19 protein-coding genes are annotated in these 15,688 nt (G+C 61.1%); 3 read left to right on the top strand and 16 right to left on the bottom strand.

The features are described from left to right. Window positions 1-15 precede the first annotated feature (15 nt). The 9 genes from pqqE to NKJ26_RS27345 form a co-directional block, all read right to left on the bottom strand. On the bottom strand, window positions 16-1,137 hold the full coding sequence (gene pqqE, locus NKJ26_RS27380) for a pyrroloquinoline quinone biosynthesis protein PqqE (protein ID WP_352698414.1): 1,122 nt from the start codon (window positions 1,135-1,137) through the stop codon (window positions 16-18). Continuing rightward, window positions 1,134-1,430 carry a pyrroloquinoline quinone biosynthesis peptide chaperone PqqD gene (pqqD, locus tag NKJ26_RS27375; RefSeq protein WP_352598293.1) on the bottom strand — a complete coding sequence of 99 codons (297 nt, stop codon included), beginning with the start codon at window positions 1,428-1,430 and terminating at the stop codon, window positions 1,134-1,136. The genes pqqE and pqqD overlap by 4 nt, the downstream gene beginning before the upstream one ends. Beyond that, the gene (pqqC, locus tag NKJ26_RS27370) at window positions 1,427-2,185 is read right to left on the bottom strand and encodes a pyrroloquinoline-quinone synthase PqqC (protein ID WP_352698412.1); all 759 of its coding nucleotides are present in this window, start codon (window positions 2,183-2,185) and stop codon (window positions 1,427-1,429) included. The genes pqqD and pqqC overlap by 4 nt, the downstream gene beginning before the upstream one ends. Further along, window positions 2,182-3,120 carry a pyrroloquinoline quinone biosynthesis protein PqqB gene (gene pqqB / locus NKJ26_RS27365; RefSeq protein WP_352698439.1) on the bottom strand — a complete coding sequence of 313 codons (939 nt, stop codon included), beginning with the start codon at window positions 3,118-3,120 and terminating at the stop codon, window positions 2,182-2,184. Before pqqB ends, pqqC begins: the two co-directional genes overlap by 4 nt. Window positions 3,121-3,273: 153 nt before the next feature. After that, window positions 3,274-3,369, bottom strand: coding sequence for a hypothetical protein (locus NKJ26_RS33645; protein WP_155915029.1), 96 nt, complete (start codon window positions 3,367-3,369; stop codon window positions 3,274-3,276). Between the two features lie 159 nt (window positions 3,370-3,528). Continuing rightward, on the bottom strand, window positions 3,529-4,086 hold the full coding sequence (locus tag NKJ26_RS27360; protein WP_352698410.1) for a PQQ-dependent catabolism-associated CXXCW motif protein: 558 nt from the start codon (window positions 4,084-4,086) through the stop codon (window positions 3,529-3,531). Between the two features lie 70 nt (window positions 4,087-4,156). After that, complete coding sequence (locus tag NKJ26_RS27355; protein WP_352698408.1) at window positions 4,157-5,020, bottom strand: substrate-binding domain-containing protein; 864 nt, start codon at window positions 5,018-5,020, stop codon at window positions 4,157-4,159. A gap of 1 nt (window position 5,021) precedes the next feature. Then, window positions 5,022-5,546, bottom strand: a complete 525-nt coding sequence (locus NKJ26_RS27350) for a c-type cytochrome, methanol metabolism-related (RefSeq protein ID WP_352598290.1) — start codon at window positions 5,544-5,546, stop codon at window positions 5,022-5,024. Between the two features lie 179 nt (window positions 5,547-5,725). Then, window positions 5,726-7,501: a methanol/ethanol family PQQ-dependent dehydrogenase gene (locus NKJ26_RS27345; RefSeq protein ID WP_502903213.1), complete on the bottom strand. Its 1,776-nt coding sequence runs from the start codon at window positions 7,499-7,501 to the stop codon at window positions 5,726-5,728. An 805-nt stretch (window positions 7,502-8,306) separates the two neighbouring features. Here NKJ26_RS27345 and NKJ26_RS27340 point away from each other — a divergent pair. Then, window positions 8,307-8,660, top strand: coding sequence for a hypothetical protein (locus NKJ26_RS27340; protein WP_352598288.1), 354 nt, complete (start codon window positions 8,307-8,309; stop codon window positions 8,658-8,660). Window positions 8,661-8,804: 144 nt separating this feature from the next. Here the strand turns inward: NKJ26_RS27340 and NKJ26_RS27335 are convergent, their stop codons facing one another. From NKJ26_RS27335 to NKJ26_RS27315, 5 genes are all read right to left on the bottom strand, one after another. Continuing rightward, the gene (locus NKJ26_RS27335) at window positions 8,805-9,668 is read right to left on the bottom strand and encodes a quinoprotein dehydrogenase-associated SoxYZ-like carrier (RefSeq protein ID WP_352698404.1); all 864 of its coding nucleotides are present in this window, start codon (window positions 9,666-9,668) and stop codon (window positions 8,805-8,807) included. A 115-nt stretch (window positions 9,669-9,783) separates the two neighbouring features. Beyond that, on the bottom strand, window positions 9,784-10,755 hold the full coding sequence (locus NKJ26_RS27330) for a quinoprotein relay system zinc metallohydrolase 2 (protein WP_352698402.1): 972 nt from the start codon (window positions 10,753-10,755) through the stop codon (window positions 9,784-9,786). Between the two features lie 34 nt (window positions 10,756-10,789). Next, a complete protein-coding gene (locus tag NKJ26_RS27325; protein ID WP_352698437.1) occupies window positions 10,790-11,530 on the bottom strand; it encodes an ABC transporter ATP-binding protein in 741 nt (246 codons plus the stop codon). Further along, entirely contained in the window at window positions 11,499-12,245 is a 747-nt protein-coding gene (locus NKJ26_RS27320) for an ABC transporter permease (protein WP_502903212.1), read from the bottom strand. Before NKJ26_RS27320 ends, NKJ26_RS27325 begins: the two co-directional genes overlap by 32 nt. A gap of 77 nt (window positions 12,246-12,322) precedes the next feature. Beyond that, on the bottom strand, window positions 12,323-13,312 hold the full coding sequence (locus NKJ26_RS27315; protein WP_352698398.1) for an ABC transporter substrate-binding protein: 990 nt from the start codon (window positions 13,310-13,312) through the stop codon (window positions 12,323-12,325). Between the two features lie 154 nt (window positions 13,313-13,466). On the opposite strand from NKJ26_RS27315, the gene NKJ26_RS27310 reads away from it, so the two are divergent. Next, window positions 13,467-13,664, top strand: coding sequence for a hypothetical protein (locus tag NKJ26_RS27310; protein ID WP_352698396.1), 198 nt, complete (start codon window positions 13,467-13,469; stop codon window positions 13,662-13,664). Between the two features lie 259 nt (window positions 13,665-13,923). Continuing rightward, the gene (locus NKJ26_RS27305) at window positions 13,924-14,301 is read left to right on the top strand and encodes a c-type cytochrome (RefSeq protein WP_352698435.1); all 378 of its coding nucleotides are present in this window, start codon (window positions 13,924-13,926) and stop codon (window positions 14,299-14,301) included. Between the two features lie 125 nt (window positions 14,302-14,426). On the opposite strand, the gene gph is transcribed toward NKJ26_RS27305, so the two are convergent. Together gph and NKJ26_RS27295 are read right to left on the bottom strand one after the other, a co-directional pair. After that, window positions 14,427-15,128, bottom strand: a complete 702-nt coding sequence (gph, locus tag NKJ26_RS27300; RefSeq protein WP_352698394.1) for a phosphoglycolate phosphatase — start codon at window positions 15,126-15,128, stop codon at window positions 14,427-14,429. Further along, entirely contained in the window at window positions 15,125-15,682 is a 558-nt protein-coding gene (locus NKJ26_RS27295; protein WP_352698392.1) for a thioredoxin family protein, read from the bottom strand. The genes gph and NKJ26_RS27295 overlap by 4 nt, the downstream gene beginning before the upstream one ends. Between the last annotated feature and the right edge of the window lie 6 nt (window positions 15,683-15,688).

Raw genomic sequence — 15,688 nt, 5'->3', positions numbered from 1 at the left:
TCTTCCAAGCTATTGTCAGGCGGGCTCGGTCATGACGCCGATCCGCCGGTAGACGAAAGGTTCATCCTTCGAAGGAACCGCCGCGGTACGCTGGGCTTGGTCGATCAGCGTCGCCATGCGGGCATGGATCGGCGATTTCGCGCAGGCCGGGTCCGTTGCAGCGGCATCGCCGGCAATCGCCATCGCCTGGCAGCGGCAACCGCCCCAGTCGATCTCACGCCGCTCGCAGCTGCGGCAGGGCTGCTGCATCCAGTCGGTGCCGCGAAAGGCATTGAATGCCGGTGAATCGGTCCAGATCTCGGCCAGGTTGCGCTGTCCGAAACGCTCAAATCTCAGCGACGGGATTGTCTGTGCGGCGTGGCACGGCAGCACGGTGCCGTCCGGCGTCACCATGAAGGCGTCGCGCGCCCAGCCGCCCATGCACGGCTTGGGATAGATGGCGAAATAATCCGGCGGGACGTAATCGATGTTCATGATGCCGGCGAGCCGTTCGCGCGCCGCCGCGACGATCTCCGCCTGCCGGTCGACCGCGGCACGCTCGGGCATCAGTTGATCGCGATTGGTCAGCGCCCAGCCGGCGTACTGTACGTTGGCGATCTCGAGCCGCTCCGCGTCCAGCGAGAGGGCGAGCTCGATGAACTCCGGCACTTCCTCGATGTTGTGGCGATGGATCGGCGCATTGATGGTGAGCGGCAGGCCGGCCGCGCGGGCGCGGCGTGCCGTCTCCAGTTTCTTCTCGTGGCCGCCTTTGTGGTTGCCGATGCGGTCGGTGGTCGCCGGCTGTGCGCCTTGAAAGCTCAGCTGCAGATGGTCGAGCCCGGCTTCGGCAAACGCCTCGATGCGGCCTTCGGCAATGCCGACGCCGGCGGTGATCAGGTTCGTGTAGACACCCCGCGCCGAAAGCCCTGCGATCAATTGCTCGAGGTCGCGGCGTAGCGTCGGTTCACCGCCGGACAGATGCACCTGGAGAACACCGAGATCGGCGGCCTGCGAGAACAGGTCGAGCCAGGTCCGGGTATCGAGTTCGCGATTGGCCTTCAGCAATTCGAGCGGATTGGAGCAATAAGGGCACTGCAGCGGACAGCGATGCGTCAATTCCGCCAGCATGCCGATCGGAGAGAGAAGGGGTTCGCTCATAGTTTCACCAACAGCTTGTCCGACCATTCCTGAAGAAAGGCGATGACGTCGGCCGCCACGGCCTCCCGTTCGGCGTCATAATCCGCGGCAAGGCCGGCAATGATGTGGGCGACCGTGGACCGTCCATCGCAGCGGCGCAATATGTCGAGGCTGATGTCGTTCGGCCAGAATATCTTTTCCGGCGAAAGCACGGCGAACGCCTGACGCACGGGATCGTACTGTATGCGCACGTGCTTCGGCAGCGATGGCGCCGATCGCGGCGACACCAGGGCTCTTTCGCGCAGCGCCATCATCGCGCTGCCTCCGGACGGAAGGCGCCGGGCGGTATGTTTCCCGGCTCGCCATAGGCGTGCTGAAGCGCGTCGAGCATGGCCCAGAGTATATCGCATTTGAACACCAGCGCGTCGATCGCCTGCTGCTGGCGTTCCGCCGTGTCGGCATGGCCGAGCACATAGGCGAGGGCGAAGTCGGCGTCGCGCGATGCCTGTTCGGGGCGTCGGCTGAAATAGGCCAGCGTATCCTCCGTGATGTAATCGTATTTGGCCAGCATCGCCGGCACCCGCTCGCCAATGATGAGCGGCGAGAACATCTCGGTCAGCGACGACGCGACCGCCTCGAACAGCGTCCGGTTCGTGCAGAAGGAGAGGTAAGCGCCGACCGCGAAGCGTGTCGCCGGCAACGCCAGCCTTTCGCTCTTCACCGCATCGGCACCGAGACCGAGCGAGGTCGCCAGATGCAGCCAGCGCGCAATACCGCCGCTCCAGCCGTCCTCGCCGTCATGGTCCTCGATGCGTTTGCGCCAGGCGGCGCGAAACGCCGGGTCCTCGGCATGGGCGAGGATCATGGCATCCTTGCGCGGAATGACAGCCTGGTAGCAATAGCGGTTCAGCGCCCAGGCCTGCATCTCGGTCCTCGACAGCGCACCGCTGGTCATCCTGTGATGGAAAGGATGGCGGTTGTGATAGCGCTCGGCACCGACCTGCCGCAGCACGGCTTCGAGTTCGCTGGAGGACAGGCCGTCTCTGGCCGCGTCGTGGAAATCACTCAAAGTTCCATCTCCATCCCGTCGCGGGCGACTTCCCAGCCGGCCGCTTTGACTGCTGCGTGTTCGGCGGAATCCTCGTCCAGAACAGGGTTGGTGTTGTTGATGTGGACGAAGACACGGCGGCCGATCCTCACATCGGCCAGCCCGGCGATGGAACCCGTTTCTCCCGACATTGCCAGATGCCCCATGCGCGCACCGGTTTTTTGGCCGACGCCGGCGGCAATCATCTCGTCGTCGGCGTAGACCGTGCCGTCGAACAGAAGGCAGGCGGCATCGGCCAGGCGCGCGCGCAGGGTCGCATCGATGCGCGCACAGCCCGGGATATAGAAGACCGAGCCGCCACTGCCGGCACCGGCGATACGGACGCCGATCGTGTCGCCGGTGTCGGAGCTGAAATTGGCGTCTGGCTGGCTTCTTTGCTCGAGGTAGAGGGCTATCTTGCCGGGCACGGGAAAGCTCTCGACGGTCACGCCGGTGTAGTGGCCGTCTGCATCGCAGATCGCAAGTTCTTCCGCCGGCGGCAAGGGGCGTCGCGGCACGAGTGCCGGATCGAGAACATTGAAAATCGAATTCGCCTCCAGCGTCGCCAGAACCTGCGTCGTTGCATAGATAGCGAAAGGCTGCCGCTCGCGCAGGCTGAGCAGGCCGGCGACATGATCGACATCCGCATTGGTCAGCACCACCGCGCGGATAGGCGTCGAACGCAGCGGCGCATCGTGCGCGGGCTGCAACTCAGGCGTTGCCGCGATCTGCTGGCGAATGTCGGGCGAGGCGTTGAAAAGAACCCAGCCGGCTCCATCCGCCGATGCGGCGACACTTGATTGGGTTCGCGAATGCACGCCAGCCATCCCGGCGCGAGCGGCACGGCTCAGGCGATAGTTGCAGTTCCATTGCGGAAAACCGCCGCCCGCCGCCGCTCCGATGATCTTCAAGCGCATGGCCAAGCCCACTCTGCGGCTTGTTCAATCAGCAGGAAACTTGCGGTCGTAAACGACTTCATCACCAGATCGCGTGCGTCAAAGCCTCCCGCGAAGACCGCGTGCGGCAAGGGGATGCGTGCCCCTGTTGCCAGGGACACGCACCTCTGCGGCCTACTTCTTGGGAGTAATTTCAGCAGGCAGATACCGCGAAATTTCAAAGCCCGCAGCAACCTGACACATGGTCGGTTTCTTCCAGCTCTTCTTCATGACATTTCTCCTCTTATACCAGCCCGAAGGGGCCGATCCTGTCGTTAGCCAGCCATTGCAGGGCACCGAAGCAATGGCTCGTCCATCAAATCTCAAAATGGACAAATGAAACGGTAGGTTTTGAAAACCGAAAAACAAAACGTCGAACGTGATCCTCCTTCAATTGTTCGTCGCGTAGGGCTTTTTCTCCTCCAGCGGGAGATTTGCACTTTCCCATCCATCAGCGCCGAGCGGATACCAGATCACTGAGCTGTAGCCCCACTCGACCGCCCGCTTCGCGGCATTCCAGGACATCCAGCAATTTGTCATGCAATAGAACAGAATCGCGCGTGATTTGTCGGTGCCAGCCGCAGCCGCGAGGCCTTGGCGAAAATAGCTGGCTGTCTCCTTCGAAATAGCGCCGTATCCCACGTTGGCCAGCCAGATGCTGCCAGGAATGTCCTTTCTGACCTTGTCTCTCCATATCGTTCCTGCCGGCAAATTGGTCGGCTTCGGCGTGTTCGGCATCACGTCGAAGAAGACTGCCTTCTTCGCTCGCCACAGCGCTTCCGCCTCCTCCGTTGTCGCCACCGTGGCGCCTCGCAGCGTGCCCGGCACCGGCGCCCGGTATTCGTCCAGCCGGTAGCCTGCGGGTTCATCGACCCCGCCCGCCCACGCCGGCTCCATAAGGCCCAGCACACCCGCCGCCATCAGAAAAACCGCTTCCTTTCCTTTCATTGCCTGCCACATTCTTGCCGGGCTCATCCTGGCTATTGCGTGATCGGCCACCTGCTGCGTGATCGGCCGCCTATTGCGTGATCGGATTATCGTGTTCGTCGATCAGCGGCACGTTGTAACTCAGCAGGATCTTGGTGATCTCCGCCTGGTTTTCCTTGATCACCCGGTTGAGCGTCCGCTTCCATTCCTGGTCGGACGGACGTACGCCCATGGTGATGCGGTAGGACATGCGCGACCCGGTCTTTTCCTTCACCAGCGGAATGATCGCAACATCGGTGCCGAGTTCCTTGGCATAGTAGCCTGCCATCGGACCCCACAGGACCGCTGCGTCGATCTCGCCGGCGAGCATGTCCTTGATCATGACCTCCCCCATCGACGGAGTGACCCGCGTATCGACGGCCAGCGGATAAATTTTCGCCGTTCGCAAGAGCTTGTTGGCGGCCATGTTGGCGGTTGGCGGCGTGCTTTCGACGACGCCGATTCTCTTGCCGGAGAGTTTCGGATCTTCGATCGTTTCGACGCCTTCCATGCCGTTGCCTCTCGGGTGCACCAGCACATAGGAGGAGCGATAGTAGGCGTTGGTGTTCTGCACCAGTTCATCGCCCTGGGCATAGCCCATGATGATGTCGCATCGGTTGGCTCCAAGCGTGTTGCGCACGAAGCCGGTGACAGTGGGAAACCATGTGTAAGCGACTGATTTCCGCCCCGTCTTCTTGGCAACCAGTTCGGCCAGCTTGTTTTCGAAGCCTTGGCCGTTCTTGTCGGTGAAGGGCATGTTCGAGGGATCGGCGCAGACGCGCAGGATCTCGGGATCGACCAGTTCTCCCGCGGCGCCAAGGCCGGCGTTTTGCGCCAGCGCGTTCGACGGCAGCAAGGCGATCGCGCCGAGGATCGGCAGGACGACGCGCAGCTTCGATTCAACGCGGCCGGTCATATCATCCCCCCATGCAGGATGCTTCGGCATCCTTGGCTGCCTGGGCTTTGTCTTCGTGCTTGGGCGGCCTGCCGCGGGGCGCCGCGCCATCGGCGCGCGCGCGCAGATAGACGTAGAGATCGTCCAGGTAGCAATAGACGTTCTTGTTGTCGCCAAACGCAGGCATGACGTTTTCCTTGCCGCCGCCCACATTCTTGCGGCCCTCGGCGACGATCGAGAGGAACGTCCCGTAATCCATGGTTTTCAGACTGTTGACCAAGGCCGGCGCATAGCTCGAACCTGTCGCGTCCTGTCCGTGACAGACATGGCAATCGGAGTGATACCGGCGGTATCCGCTGAACGTGTACCAATCGACGGTTCCGTTCTCGATCTTGTAGGTAGGATTTCCGTCCGCGTCCAAATACTTGCCACCTTCTTCCTTCACCGCCTTGGCTTTTTCCATGCTGTCGTCGGCCTGCGCGGGACCTGGGCCTGCCAGAGGCAGAAGAACCAGAGCGAGGGCCGAAATTGCAATGCGAACAAACATTCAAACTCTTCCTTTGGTTCGCCATGGACGCGGTTTTGCTGTCGTCAAGCGGCATTGATCGATGTTTTGGTGCGCAACGAAAGAGAGAGCCCCGTCCTCGGTTCCAATGAGCCGGGGCTCTCTTTCTCAACCCTTCAATCCCTTCAAGGACCTCGGGCATGCTTTATGGTTCCCGCGTGTCAGTCCGGGAGGCCGAAGACGGTGAGCTGACCGCCCAGTGTCGTGTAGTCGGCAAGTGCCGCGTAGCCGCCGACTGCACCCAGACCAGCGGTTCCAACGACCGCGGCCTGGTCGCCTTGCGCACGGCCCTGGTCGACGGCGCCATGCCAGGCAGCGGCGTTATCGGGCGAAAGCAGGCCACCTGCCAGGCCGATACCAGCCCATCCACCGACGCCGGACAGAACGGCGATGTACTGCTTGCCGTCATGCTCGTAGGTCGTGATGTTGCCGATGATACCGGACGGGGTCTTGAATTTGTAAAGTTCCTTGCCGTCCTTATCGACCGCCTTGATGTAGCCTTCGAGCGTACCGTAGAAGACGACGTCGCCATCAGTCGCCAATGCGCCCGACCATACCGAGAATTGCTCGGGCTTCGACCAGACGATCTCACCCTTGGCTGCATCCCAGGCAATGAAGTTGCCCATGTTGCCGTCACCGCCAGGCGCCGGATACATCGACACGGTGGCGCCCACATAGGGCTGACCGGCGGTGTAGCTCACTTTGTAAGGCTCATAGTCCATGCAGACATGGTTGGTCGGCACGTAGAACAGCCCGGTCTTCGGCGAGTAGGCCGCCGGCTGCTGGTCCTTCGTTCCAAGCGCGGCCGGACAGATGCCGGTCGAGTTGGTGTCTTCGCCGTTCTGCTGGGTCGAATATTTGGCCACGACCTGCGGGCGGCCATACTGGTCGCTCTTGGGATCCATGTTGACTTCCGTCGCCCAGTTCACCGCCGGATCGTATTTTTTGGCGACGAGAAGTTCGCCGGTGGCGCGATCCATGGTGTAGGCAAAGCCGTTGCGGTCGAAATGCACCAGCACGTCGCGCTTGGCGCCGTTGACTTCCATGCCATCCACGAGAATCATCTCGTTGATGCCGTCGAAGTCCCATTCGTCGTGCGGGGTCATCTGGTAGAGCCATTTGGCAACGCCAGTATCGACATCGCGAGCCATGATTGTCATGGACCAGCGATTGTCGCCGGGGCGCTGGACCGGGTTCCACGTCGAGGGATTGCCGGTACCGTAGTAGACGAGGTTCAGCTTGGGATCATAGGAATACCATCCCCATGTCGTGCCGCCGCCTGTCTTCCACTGTTCGCCCTCCCAGGTGTTCGTACCGGAATCCTTTCCGACAGGCTTGCCGAGATGGGTGGTCTTCTCGGGATCGAGCAGGGTGTCTGCGTCCGGACCTTCCGAATAGGCCTTCCAGGCGAGCTTGCCGTCACTCAGATTGTAGGCGGCTATCCAGCCGCGAACGCCGAATTCGGCGCCGGAGACACCGACGAGCACCTTGTCCTTGATGACCACGGGTGCCGACGTGCCTGATTCGCCCTTGCCGCCGTTGGTTTGGTCGCCGTTCTTGACCGACCAGACGACCTTGCCGGTCTTGGCGTCGAGCGCGACAACGGTGGTGTCGGCCTGGTTGAGAATGATCTTGCCGTCACCATACGCGACACCGCGATTGACCGTGTCGCAGCACATGATCGGTATGACGTTCGGATCCTGCTTGGGTTCGTATTTCCAGAGGATCTTCCCGTCGTTCTTGAGGTCAAGGGCAAAGACGTTGTTCGGGAAAGGCGTGTGGACATACATCACATCGCCGATGATCAGCGGCCCACCTTCGTGACCGCGCAGCACGCCGGTGGAAAAGCTCCATTTGACCTGCAGGTTTTTCACATTGTCCGCGGTGATCTGGTCGAGCTTGGAATAGCGGGTGTTGGCGTAGTCACCCGTCTGCATCGCCCAGTTCTTCGCATCCGATGCGAGCTTTGCAAGGTCTTCGTTGGCCGAAGCCGCATAGGCCGCGCCGAGCGACAGAAACGCGGCGGTCGTCAGTATGTAAGTAGTTTTCGCAAGTGCACGCATCCGAAATCCTCCCGGGTTCACAGTGGAGAATCGATCGTCAAGCCCCAAGGGCTTGCCCAAGCGATCCATGTGGGAAGTATTTCCGGCAGCTGTCACGACCTACCCCGACAAGCAGAGGGCACCGTTACTGCCCGCCCCACTTGGCCTTCGCAAGACTGCCGCCGCTCCCTAATGACGATGGCGCTTTTGAAGCCGGAAACAGGGAAAAAGCTATGTCATTGCAAAACGCCAGGCAAGCAAAAACCCATGCTGCTCTCTTGCAGTGCAACATAAATTATGATGCGTCGCAATATAAAGAAACAAGTAAGATGATAATCCGCCAGTAAACTATTGAACGGATTGGTGCCTGCCGCGATTTTATATAGGGCCCCTATCATGACGGTATTCTCCATGCGGTGCCTATTCGAGCTTATTTAGATATAGTTCTCCAACTACGCTGGGTTAAGTATGTGTGCGTCTTGTTGGATGCCGATAGTGAGCAAGGCGGGAAATGAACGCTGGAACCGGGGCACGGAGCGGATCATGAAGCTGTCATGGAGGGCTCTTGTCGGCGGATGGGACATTCCTCCTTTGGTCCTATACGGAGGCCACGGGAGCTTGACTGGATTTGCGGTGCGTCGCCAATTGGCACGATGTCCCGTCTGGATGCGTCGTATCCAGGCCAACCGGAGGTTCCTTCATGATCGGATATGTTGGATTTTCTACTTTGCCGCTGGTCTTTACGGCGACGCTGGCCTTCGCAAATCCAGCCGGCGCCGCGGGAGATTACCCGACGGTAGCGGTTGCCGACTACGTGCTCGGCTGCATGCAAACAAATGGCCAGACACGTCAGGCGCTTGAAAGCTGTTCCTGCTCGATCGACGTTATCGCCTCTATCCTTCCCTACGATCACTATGAGAGGGCGGAGACCTTCAAAAGCATGTCGCTGACGACGGGGGAGGCCGCAGGGTTGTTTCGCGAAAGCGCGCCGGCGAAAGCGGCGCGCACAGAACTGAAACGCGCGCAAGCGGAAGCCGACATACGTTGCTTTTAGAGCATGATGCCGAAAAGTGTGAAGCGGTTTTCGGGCGACATCATGCTTCATCTCTTTGATCTAGCGGCGGATTCAGATTTCAGGTCGACTTGACCTGAAATCATCCGGCTCTAGTCAGGCGGAGCAGGCGCGCGGGACGGTGCCTTACAGTCCGGCCGCTTCCATCGGCCAATGGCCGCGAAACACCTCGCCATCCGTGTCTGTCGCCTCGACACGGATTTCGCCATTGCCGTGCGCCGTGAAATCGAACCGGAAATTGGGATCCTCCGAAATCGATATTCCGCCCTCCATCGAGAGAATCGGCTTGTCGGCCTGAGAGATCGACAATTCGTGGATGAAGTGCGCGGGGATGAAATACTGGGTCAGCGGGTCCCGCTGCAGGCCCGAATTGTTCGGGTGCCGGATCATCAACTGCAGCTCCTGCACCTTCGTCATCGTCTCTTGAGGCGGGAACTGGCGCAGTTTCATCTGTCCCATCGTTGCCATCGCCTCGTCCATGTTCTTGACCGCGGGAGCCGAACAGCCGCCTGACGCCTTGACGAAGGTCTTGGCCATGTGGAGTTCCCCGCCTTGCGTCTCGGCGATGGCGCGCAGATAGGAATAATCGTTGACGCGTACGCGTGTCGACAGATGTGTCACGCCGGCGTCCTTGCCGATCTGGAACGTCGCCGCCACCGGTGCCGGATTGACGTCGATGATCAAGGTGATGGATTTGATGCCGTCGGGCGCCTTGGCGGGATCGATATAGATGTCGACGGGTACGATGGCGGCATCTTGTGCCCGCTTCGGCGCCTCGATCCTGACGACGCCGGTATCGACCAGCATCGCCCGATCGCCGAACACGTCGCCCTTCAAATCCTGCCAGATCCGGTCTGAAGAAACGCTTGTCTGCTGTGCTGTGGCGGTTCCGGAGGAACCGAAGAGCGTGCCGATGGTCAAGATGCTCAGGGCCAAGATGGTTGCGAGCGGCAAGGCGAGCTGCCGGTTGTGGTAAGTGTGTTCTTGCATGTCGATGCCTCCACCGATGTCAGAGAGGTGGTGCCCAGGCTGGCGCCAAGGGTAGGCCTTTGACGATGCGTTGGCAAATCGATCCATTTCACCGCTGCGGCGCTGTCGGTATGGTCTATTCCCATTCCAGCTCGGCGAAGGCTGCTGTTGCATTGCGTTCATTGTAGTCGTCGAACAGGTGCCAATTGCCCCGTTCGCTTCGGCCGGCGGTTTTGACTGCCGCGCCGAGCGGCGTCCCGTCGGCGATCGCCTTGCGAATATCGTGGGCCAGAACCTCGAAATAGCGCCGCTCTCCCGTCAGCGCTTCCGGCCAGTCGGTCGGTGCCGGACCATGACCTGGCACGACGCGCGCAGCGCCGATCGCGGCGAGTGCGTCCATCTGGCGGAGCCAGCCGAGCAGCGATCCGTCGAGCGTCGGCAAAGAACCCATGAACACGAGGTCGCCGGCAAAAAAAGTGCTGGTCGCGGTGTCGAAAACAGTCAGGTCGTTGTCGGTGTGCGCCGGCTTCCAGGCCTGCAATTCGAGCGTGCGGCCGCCGAGGTCGAGTTGCATGCGATCGTCGACCAGCATTGTCGGCGGCACGATCTCGACCCCCTTCATAAGCGCGTCGCCGACCTGTCCGCGATAGTTGTGCAGATAGAACGCGCCGCGCGCCTCGAGGGCGCGGGGCAGATTGTGATGGCCGACGATGGTCGCACCGATCTCTCGGAATGCGGCGTTGCCGAAAATGTGGTCGGGGTGCATGTGGGTGTTGACCAGGAAGCGGATCGGCTTGGCGGTTATCTTTCCGATCGCGGCGATAAAGGCATGCGCTTCTATCAGGCTGCCGCCACTGTCGATGACGGCAACGGCATCGGTGCCGACGACGACGCTCAGATTGCAGATCGCGCCCTCATTGGCGGCCGTCATCAATTCATCTGCGCCCTGGAAGGCGAAAACGCCGTCGGCGATTTGCCTGACCGAGAACTGCAGGCCGCCGGCAGCGGCCAGAACGGCCCGTCCAAAGCAGCATGGCAGCATCGCGGCGCTGGCCCCGACGCAGGCGAAACCACCCACAAATCTGCGCCGGACCTCGTCGATAGGCATGGAATCTCCGCTAAGCATCTGGCCGTCGCGACGATCAGGTCACGCCCGGAAATTTTCGATGGAACGAGCGCAAGAGGTCGCTCATCACCCGTGGATTGCGATGTTGCCGCGGCAGCCGCACATCGAACACGCCCAGCACATGGCTCGGTTGCGGTGCGAGCACGATGATGCGGTCCGAGAGCATCAGCGCTTCACGCAGATTGTGCGTTACCATCAAGGCGGTCGTTGGCCGCGCCGACCACACCGACAGAAGCAGGTGACGAAGCCGCAGGGCAGTCCGCTCATCGAGTGAGGCGAAGGGTTCGTCCAGGAAAAGCACCGCAGGCTCGTTGGCGAAGGCCCTGGCAAGTGCTGCCCTGCGCGCAAGGCCGAGCGAGAGTTCCGTTGGATAGAGCGAGCGCATGCCGGTGAGGCCGAGACTGTCGAACAGTTCGTCGAGATTTTTCGCGCTCAGGCCTTTCGGCAGCGCCAGTCTGACATTCTGCTCGACCGTCCGCCATGGCAGCAAAGTAGGCTCTTGGAACACAGCGGCGATGCGGTTCGAGCCGCCTTGCGGCAATTGGAAGGAGCCGGAAAAGTCTTTGTCCAATCCAAGCAAGATACGCAACGTCGTGGTCTTGCCGCAGCCCGACGGCCCGAGCAGACAGGCGAATTCGCCCTGCCGGACCTCGAAGGACAGACCCCGAAGCGCCGGCACCGAGACACCTCGCGCGGATCTGAAGGTCTTTTCGGCGATATCGACCTTAAGCGGGACGACGGCGCCAACGGGTTGCATGTCGTTCAACGGGCTGCACCAGGAGAAGTTCGATGACAAGCATCACCGCCACGAAAGCCAGCGTGTAGGCAAGAATGGCGGCGACGTCGAAGAGTTGGAAATAAAGATAGATCTGGAAGCCGACGCCATTGGAACGTCCGAGCAGTTCAACCACCAGGACGATCTTCCAGATGAGAGCGATGCCGGATCGCGAAGCCGCGGCAAAATAGGGCTGCAGTTGCGGCAGCAGGACATGGCGGATGCGGTCGAGGGGGCCGAAGCGGTAGACTGCGGCCATTTCGGCATAAATTGGGTCAAGCGCCCTGGCGCCCTCGCGCATGGTCACCACGACATTCGGGATCTTGTTCACGGCGACGGCGCCTATCGCCGCCGCCTCGTTGAGGCCGAACCAGATATAGGCGAGCACGATGATCACCAGCGCGGGAATGTTGAGAAACAGGATCAGCCAGGGATTGAAGAACCGGTCCGCACCGCGATAGCTGCCGAGAACGACGCCGATGACCGATCCGATGATCATTGCGACGACGTATGCCGCGGCAACCCGGCCGAGCGACACGCCAAGATGATAAAAAAGATCGCCGCTCGCCGCCTCCCTGAGCAGTTCCTGCCAAACCTGCCCTGGCGAGGGGAAGGCACGGCTTTGCCATAGATGGGCCGCGAGGCTCCACAGCAGGCAAAGTCCGAGCAGCGAAACCGCCACCGTCAGCGCCGGCATCAGTGCCGTCGCCAGGCTGGATCGACCGGACATATCCGTCGCCGCGCCGCTTGTGCCGTCGCCGGTTTCGGGTGCGGTCATTTCGCCAGTTCCGGCCAGAACGTGCCGGGCGCCATCTCCGGCGCCCTGCCAACCAGCTTCTCGCCGCCTATTGCAGCCAGCACGTGATAGAGCCTGCCCGCGTCGGCCGCTTCCTCGGAGACTGGCCGTCTGGGAATGCCCTGGCGATAGCGGTCGCGCAGTTTTTCCAGCTCCTTGCCTTCCGCGCGAATGAGTGGCGCCAGACGCAGCCATTCATCGTCGGATCTGGCCAGCAAGTCCTTTGCCTGCTTGGAGGCCCTGACGAAGCCCCGGGCGGAATCCGGATTCTCGTTCGCCCATTGTTCGTGGAAGACGTAGCCGAGCGCCGACACGGCGCCCGAGGCTCCGAGCGCTTTGGCCGCATCATCCGCTCCGATCAACCGACGAAAGCCGTTGGCCTCGAGCCGGGCGCAGAAATGCCAGAAATTGAGTACCGCATCGAGTTCGCCCTGCATCGCCTTTTCCGAAATCAGCGGCGGTGCGCCAAAGACGACGTCACTGGTTGACGGCAGGTCTATGCCGTGATCGCGCCTGGCCAGCGCCTGGATCAGTAGCCAGCTCTTGTCGAGCGGTCCGCCGGCGACACCGATCTTCTTGTCCTTTAGGTCGGCGATCGTCCGGATCGGCGATTCTTCCTTCACCATGATTGCGCCCACGGCGGTCGAATAGGGAACCATTGTAAGGTCGCTGCCCTCGGAGCGCTGGCGCGAGACCCACAGCCAGTCGGTCACGATCATGTCGATGGCGCCGGCCAGCATCGCGACGTTGGTCGCATCCTCGCCGGCGAAGTAGACGATTTCCAGATCGATCCTGTTGGCCTCGTCGAGCTTGTGTTGTTTCAGCGTATCGAGTTCCCAGCTCACGGTGCCGAACTTCAGGACACCAATTCGGATCTTGGCTGCTGCAAAGACTGCAACCGGCCTTAAGGCGAGGATGGCGGCTGTCCCAAGAGATGCCAGACGCAGCGTTTCGCGCCGCGAAATCATCTTGCAGTCTCCTTTTTCTCAGCCGCCGATGAACTAGGGATGTCGATCAAATCGCTCGTTCCTTACTCGGAAAGGCACATTTCCAGCGCACGATCTTGAGCCCCGGATGTTCCTGAGACCATTTTGCAATCTCGCTGGGCGCCAGGACCATGCATTGGAACAGAGAGCCACGGTTCTCGAAATAGAGATGCTCATCTCGGCAATTGCCCGGATTGGCACTCAGGCACACCGTCAATATGAGATCGACCGTATCCATTTGGCACCTATCGTCGCCTGCGCGGCGATCTCTCCAGAGATCGTGCTTTGGAGTCGCATCGTATTTCCTGAAGGTGCCGAACAGGAAACCGGTTGAAGTCAGGCTACGCGTTCGGCCAATACGCGTCAACAATGTGAACCGTATGCCGCCAAGCACTTTCACTTGCGCAGTCGGGAAACGAAACAGGACCTTTGTACGATTGACTTCCCTCAGCGGCAGTCTAGCTTTTCGAGGCGTGCAGGTGCTGCCATTCCAGAGGAGGGCGGATAGTCCCGCGTAAAACCGGATGCCGGCGGTCAAGGCATCGACGCGCACAAATCATCCAGGGCCCGCAGAAGATCAACGAGGAAACACCATGCGCGCAATTGCATTTTTCGCCGTCATATCCGTTGTGGCCTTCACGAACCAATCCCAGGCACAGGATGCTGCGGCGGGCGAGAAAGTCTTTACCAAATGCAAGGTCTGCCACATCGCCGACCAAGATAAGAACAAGATCGGCCCGTCGCTGAACGGCGTCATCGGCCGGACGGCAGGCACGCATCCGGGTTTCAGCTATTCTCAAGCGATGGTCGCAGCCGGCAAATCCGGCGTCAAATGGGACGAAGCCACGCTGGCGACCTACCTTCACGATCCCAAGGCCATGGTCAAAGGGACGAAAATGGCGTTTGCCGGTCTCAAGCAGGACGAAGACGTCGCCAATGTCATCGCCTATCTGAAGCAATTCTCCAAATAACCCGGTTCTTCCACTGGAAGTAACCCGGTTCTTCCGCAGGAAGTAACCCCGGTTCTTCCGCAGGAAGTGGCCCAGTTCTTCCGGCCGTTCGAAACTCCGTTCGGCGCCCACCCTGGCGCCGCCGGTCAAGCGGCGTCTTGCAGCCTCTGCATCGTGGAAGGCAGGTCGAGCAGGCTGTCGCAAACGAGGTCGGCGCCAAGCTCTTCAACGGGAATTTGGGTGTAGCCGCCACGCAGCAGAATGACGGGGATACCGGCGGCGCGCGCGGCGACCACGTCGGCGCTGCTGTCTCCGACCATCAGCGTGTCGCGAGGTTCGATCTGAAGCTGGTCGAGCGCCAGCAGCAAGGCATCGGGCGCCGGCTTGGGATTTGTCACCGCGTCTCCGCCGACGATCGCGCCGAAATATTCCGTCAGGCCGAAATGCAGCAGGATTTCGCGGGTCGCCAACTGCGGCTTGTTGGTGGCCACGCCCATGGCTATCCCACTCAGGTGGAAATGGGTGAGAACCTCCCTGACGCCAGGCGTCAGCTTTGTCAGGCCGGTCAGATGTCGGCGATAGATCGGCGCCATGACGCGGTTGGCCTCATCGAGCGCGCTGCCGAGAAGCGGTGCCCCGGAAGCCGCGAAGGCTCGCTCGACCAGTTTCCTGACGCCGCCGCCGATCATCGCCTTGACCTGTTCCAGGCGCAGCGGCGGCAGATCGCGGCCAGCCAGCAACTCGTTGACGGCGGCCGTTATGTCAGGCGCTGAATCGATCAGCGTGCCGTCGAGATCAAACAGGATCCCCTTCGGCGATCGAAACGGCCTGCCTGCGCCGACGTTCATGCAGCCTCCTTCCACTTGATCGAGCAGCCGATCGAAGCGATCTGTTGCAGCGGTCCATCGCCGGTTCGGGCAACCTGCTTCATCGCCTCGAACAGGTCGCGTCTCAGTCCGGGCGGTCCGGCGTCGCGTCGCGACGCGTCCAGCCGGCCGCGATATTGCAGCGTCAACTCGCTGTTGAGCCCGAAGAAATCGGGGGTGCAAACGGCTCCATAGGCACGCGCCACCGTCTGGCGCTCGTCGTGGAGGTAGGGGAAGGTGAAGCCGCTCGTCCTGGCGAAGAGCCTCATGTTGTCGAAGGAATCATCCGGATAGGCGTCGGCATCGTTGGAGTTGATCGTGACAAAGCCGATGCCTTCGGCCTTGAGGTCGTCGGCGTCGCGGACGATGCGTGAAATCACTGCCTTCACATAGGGGCAGTGATTGCAGATGAAAGCCACGACCAGCCCGTTCGGGCCGGCGTGGCTGAAGATCGAATGCGATTTGCCATCGACGCCGGGCAAAACGGCATCGACGGCTTGCCAGCCGAAGTCGCAGACAGGTGGGATTGCCGCCAAGATTTC

This window comes from Mesorhizobium sp. M0152 (genome assembly GCF_040322415.1).
Classification (GTDB): Bacteria; Pseudomonadota; Alphaproteobacteria; order Rhizobiales; family Rhizobiaceae; genus Mesorhizobium.
The sequence above is the reverse complement of the archived record's forward strand: the minus strand, read 5'-3'. Positions and strand labels throughout refer to the sequence as shown.

Coding starts and splice junctions, on each gene's coding strand:
- gph (WP_352698394.1), bottom strand. CDS start 15,128: ATGAACGTCGGCGCAGGCAGGCCGTTTCGATCGCCGAAGGGGATCCTG.
- NKJ26_RS27325 (WP_352698437.1), bottom strand. CDS start 11,530: ATGCAACCCGTTGGCGCCGTCGTCCCGCTTAAGGTCGATATCGCCGAA.
- NKJ26_RS27360 (WP_352698410.1), bottom strand. CDS start 4,086: ATGAAAGGAAAGGAAGCGGTTTTTCTGATGGCGGCGGGTGTGCTGGGC.
- NKJ26_RS27350 (WP_352598290.1), bottom strand. CDS start 5,546: ATGTTTGTTCGCATTGCAATTTCGGCCCTCGCTCTGGTTCTTCTGCCT.
- NKJ26_RS27330 (WP_352698402.1), bottom strand. CDS start 10,755: ATGCCTATCGACGAGGTCCGGCGCAGATTTGTGGGTGGTTTCGCCTGC.
- NKJ26_RS27340 (WP_352598288.1), top strand. CDS start 8,307: ATGATCGGATATGTTGGATTTTCTACTTTGCCGCTGGTCTTTACGGCG.
- pqqE (WP_352698414.1), bottom strand. CDS start 1,137: ATGAGCGAACCCCTTCTCTCTCCGATCGGCATGCTGGCGGAATTGACG.
- pqqB (WP_352698439.1), bottom strand. CDS start 3,120: ATGCGCTTGAAGATCATCGGAGCGGCGGCGGGCGGCGGTTTTCCGCAA.
- NKJ26_RS27315 (WP_352698398.1), bottom strand. CDS start 13,312: ATGATTTCGCGGCGCGAAACGCTGCGTCTGGCATCTCTTGGGACAGCC.
- NKJ26_RS27320 (WP_502903212.1), bottom strand. CDS start 12,245: ATGCCGGCGCTGACGGTGGCGGTTTCGCTGCTCGGACTTTGCCTGCTG.
- NKJ26_RS27335 (WP_352698404.1), bottom strand. CDS start 9,668: ATGCAAGAACACACTTACCACAACCGGCAGCTCGCCTTGCCGCTCGCA.
- NKJ26_RS27345 (WP_502903213.1), bottom strand. CDS start 7,501: ATGCAGACGGGTGACTACGCCAACACCCGCTATTCCAAGCTCGACCAG.
- pqqD (WP_352598293.1), bottom strand. CDS start 1,430: ATGATGGCGCTGCGCGAAAGAGCCCTGGTGTCGCCGCGATCGGCGCCA.
- NKJ26_RS27305 (WP_352698435.1), top strand. CDS start 13,924: ATGCGCGCAATTGCATTTTTCGCCGTCATATCCGTTGTGGCCTTCACG.
- NKJ26_RS33645 (WP_155915029.1), bottom strand. CDS start 3,369: ATGAAGAAGAGCTGGAAGAAACCGACCATGTGTCAGGTTGCTGCGGGC.
- NKJ26_RS27355 (WP_352698408.1), bottom strand. CDS start 5,020: ATGACCGGCCGCGTTGAATCGAAGCTGCGCGTCGTCCTGCCGATCCTC.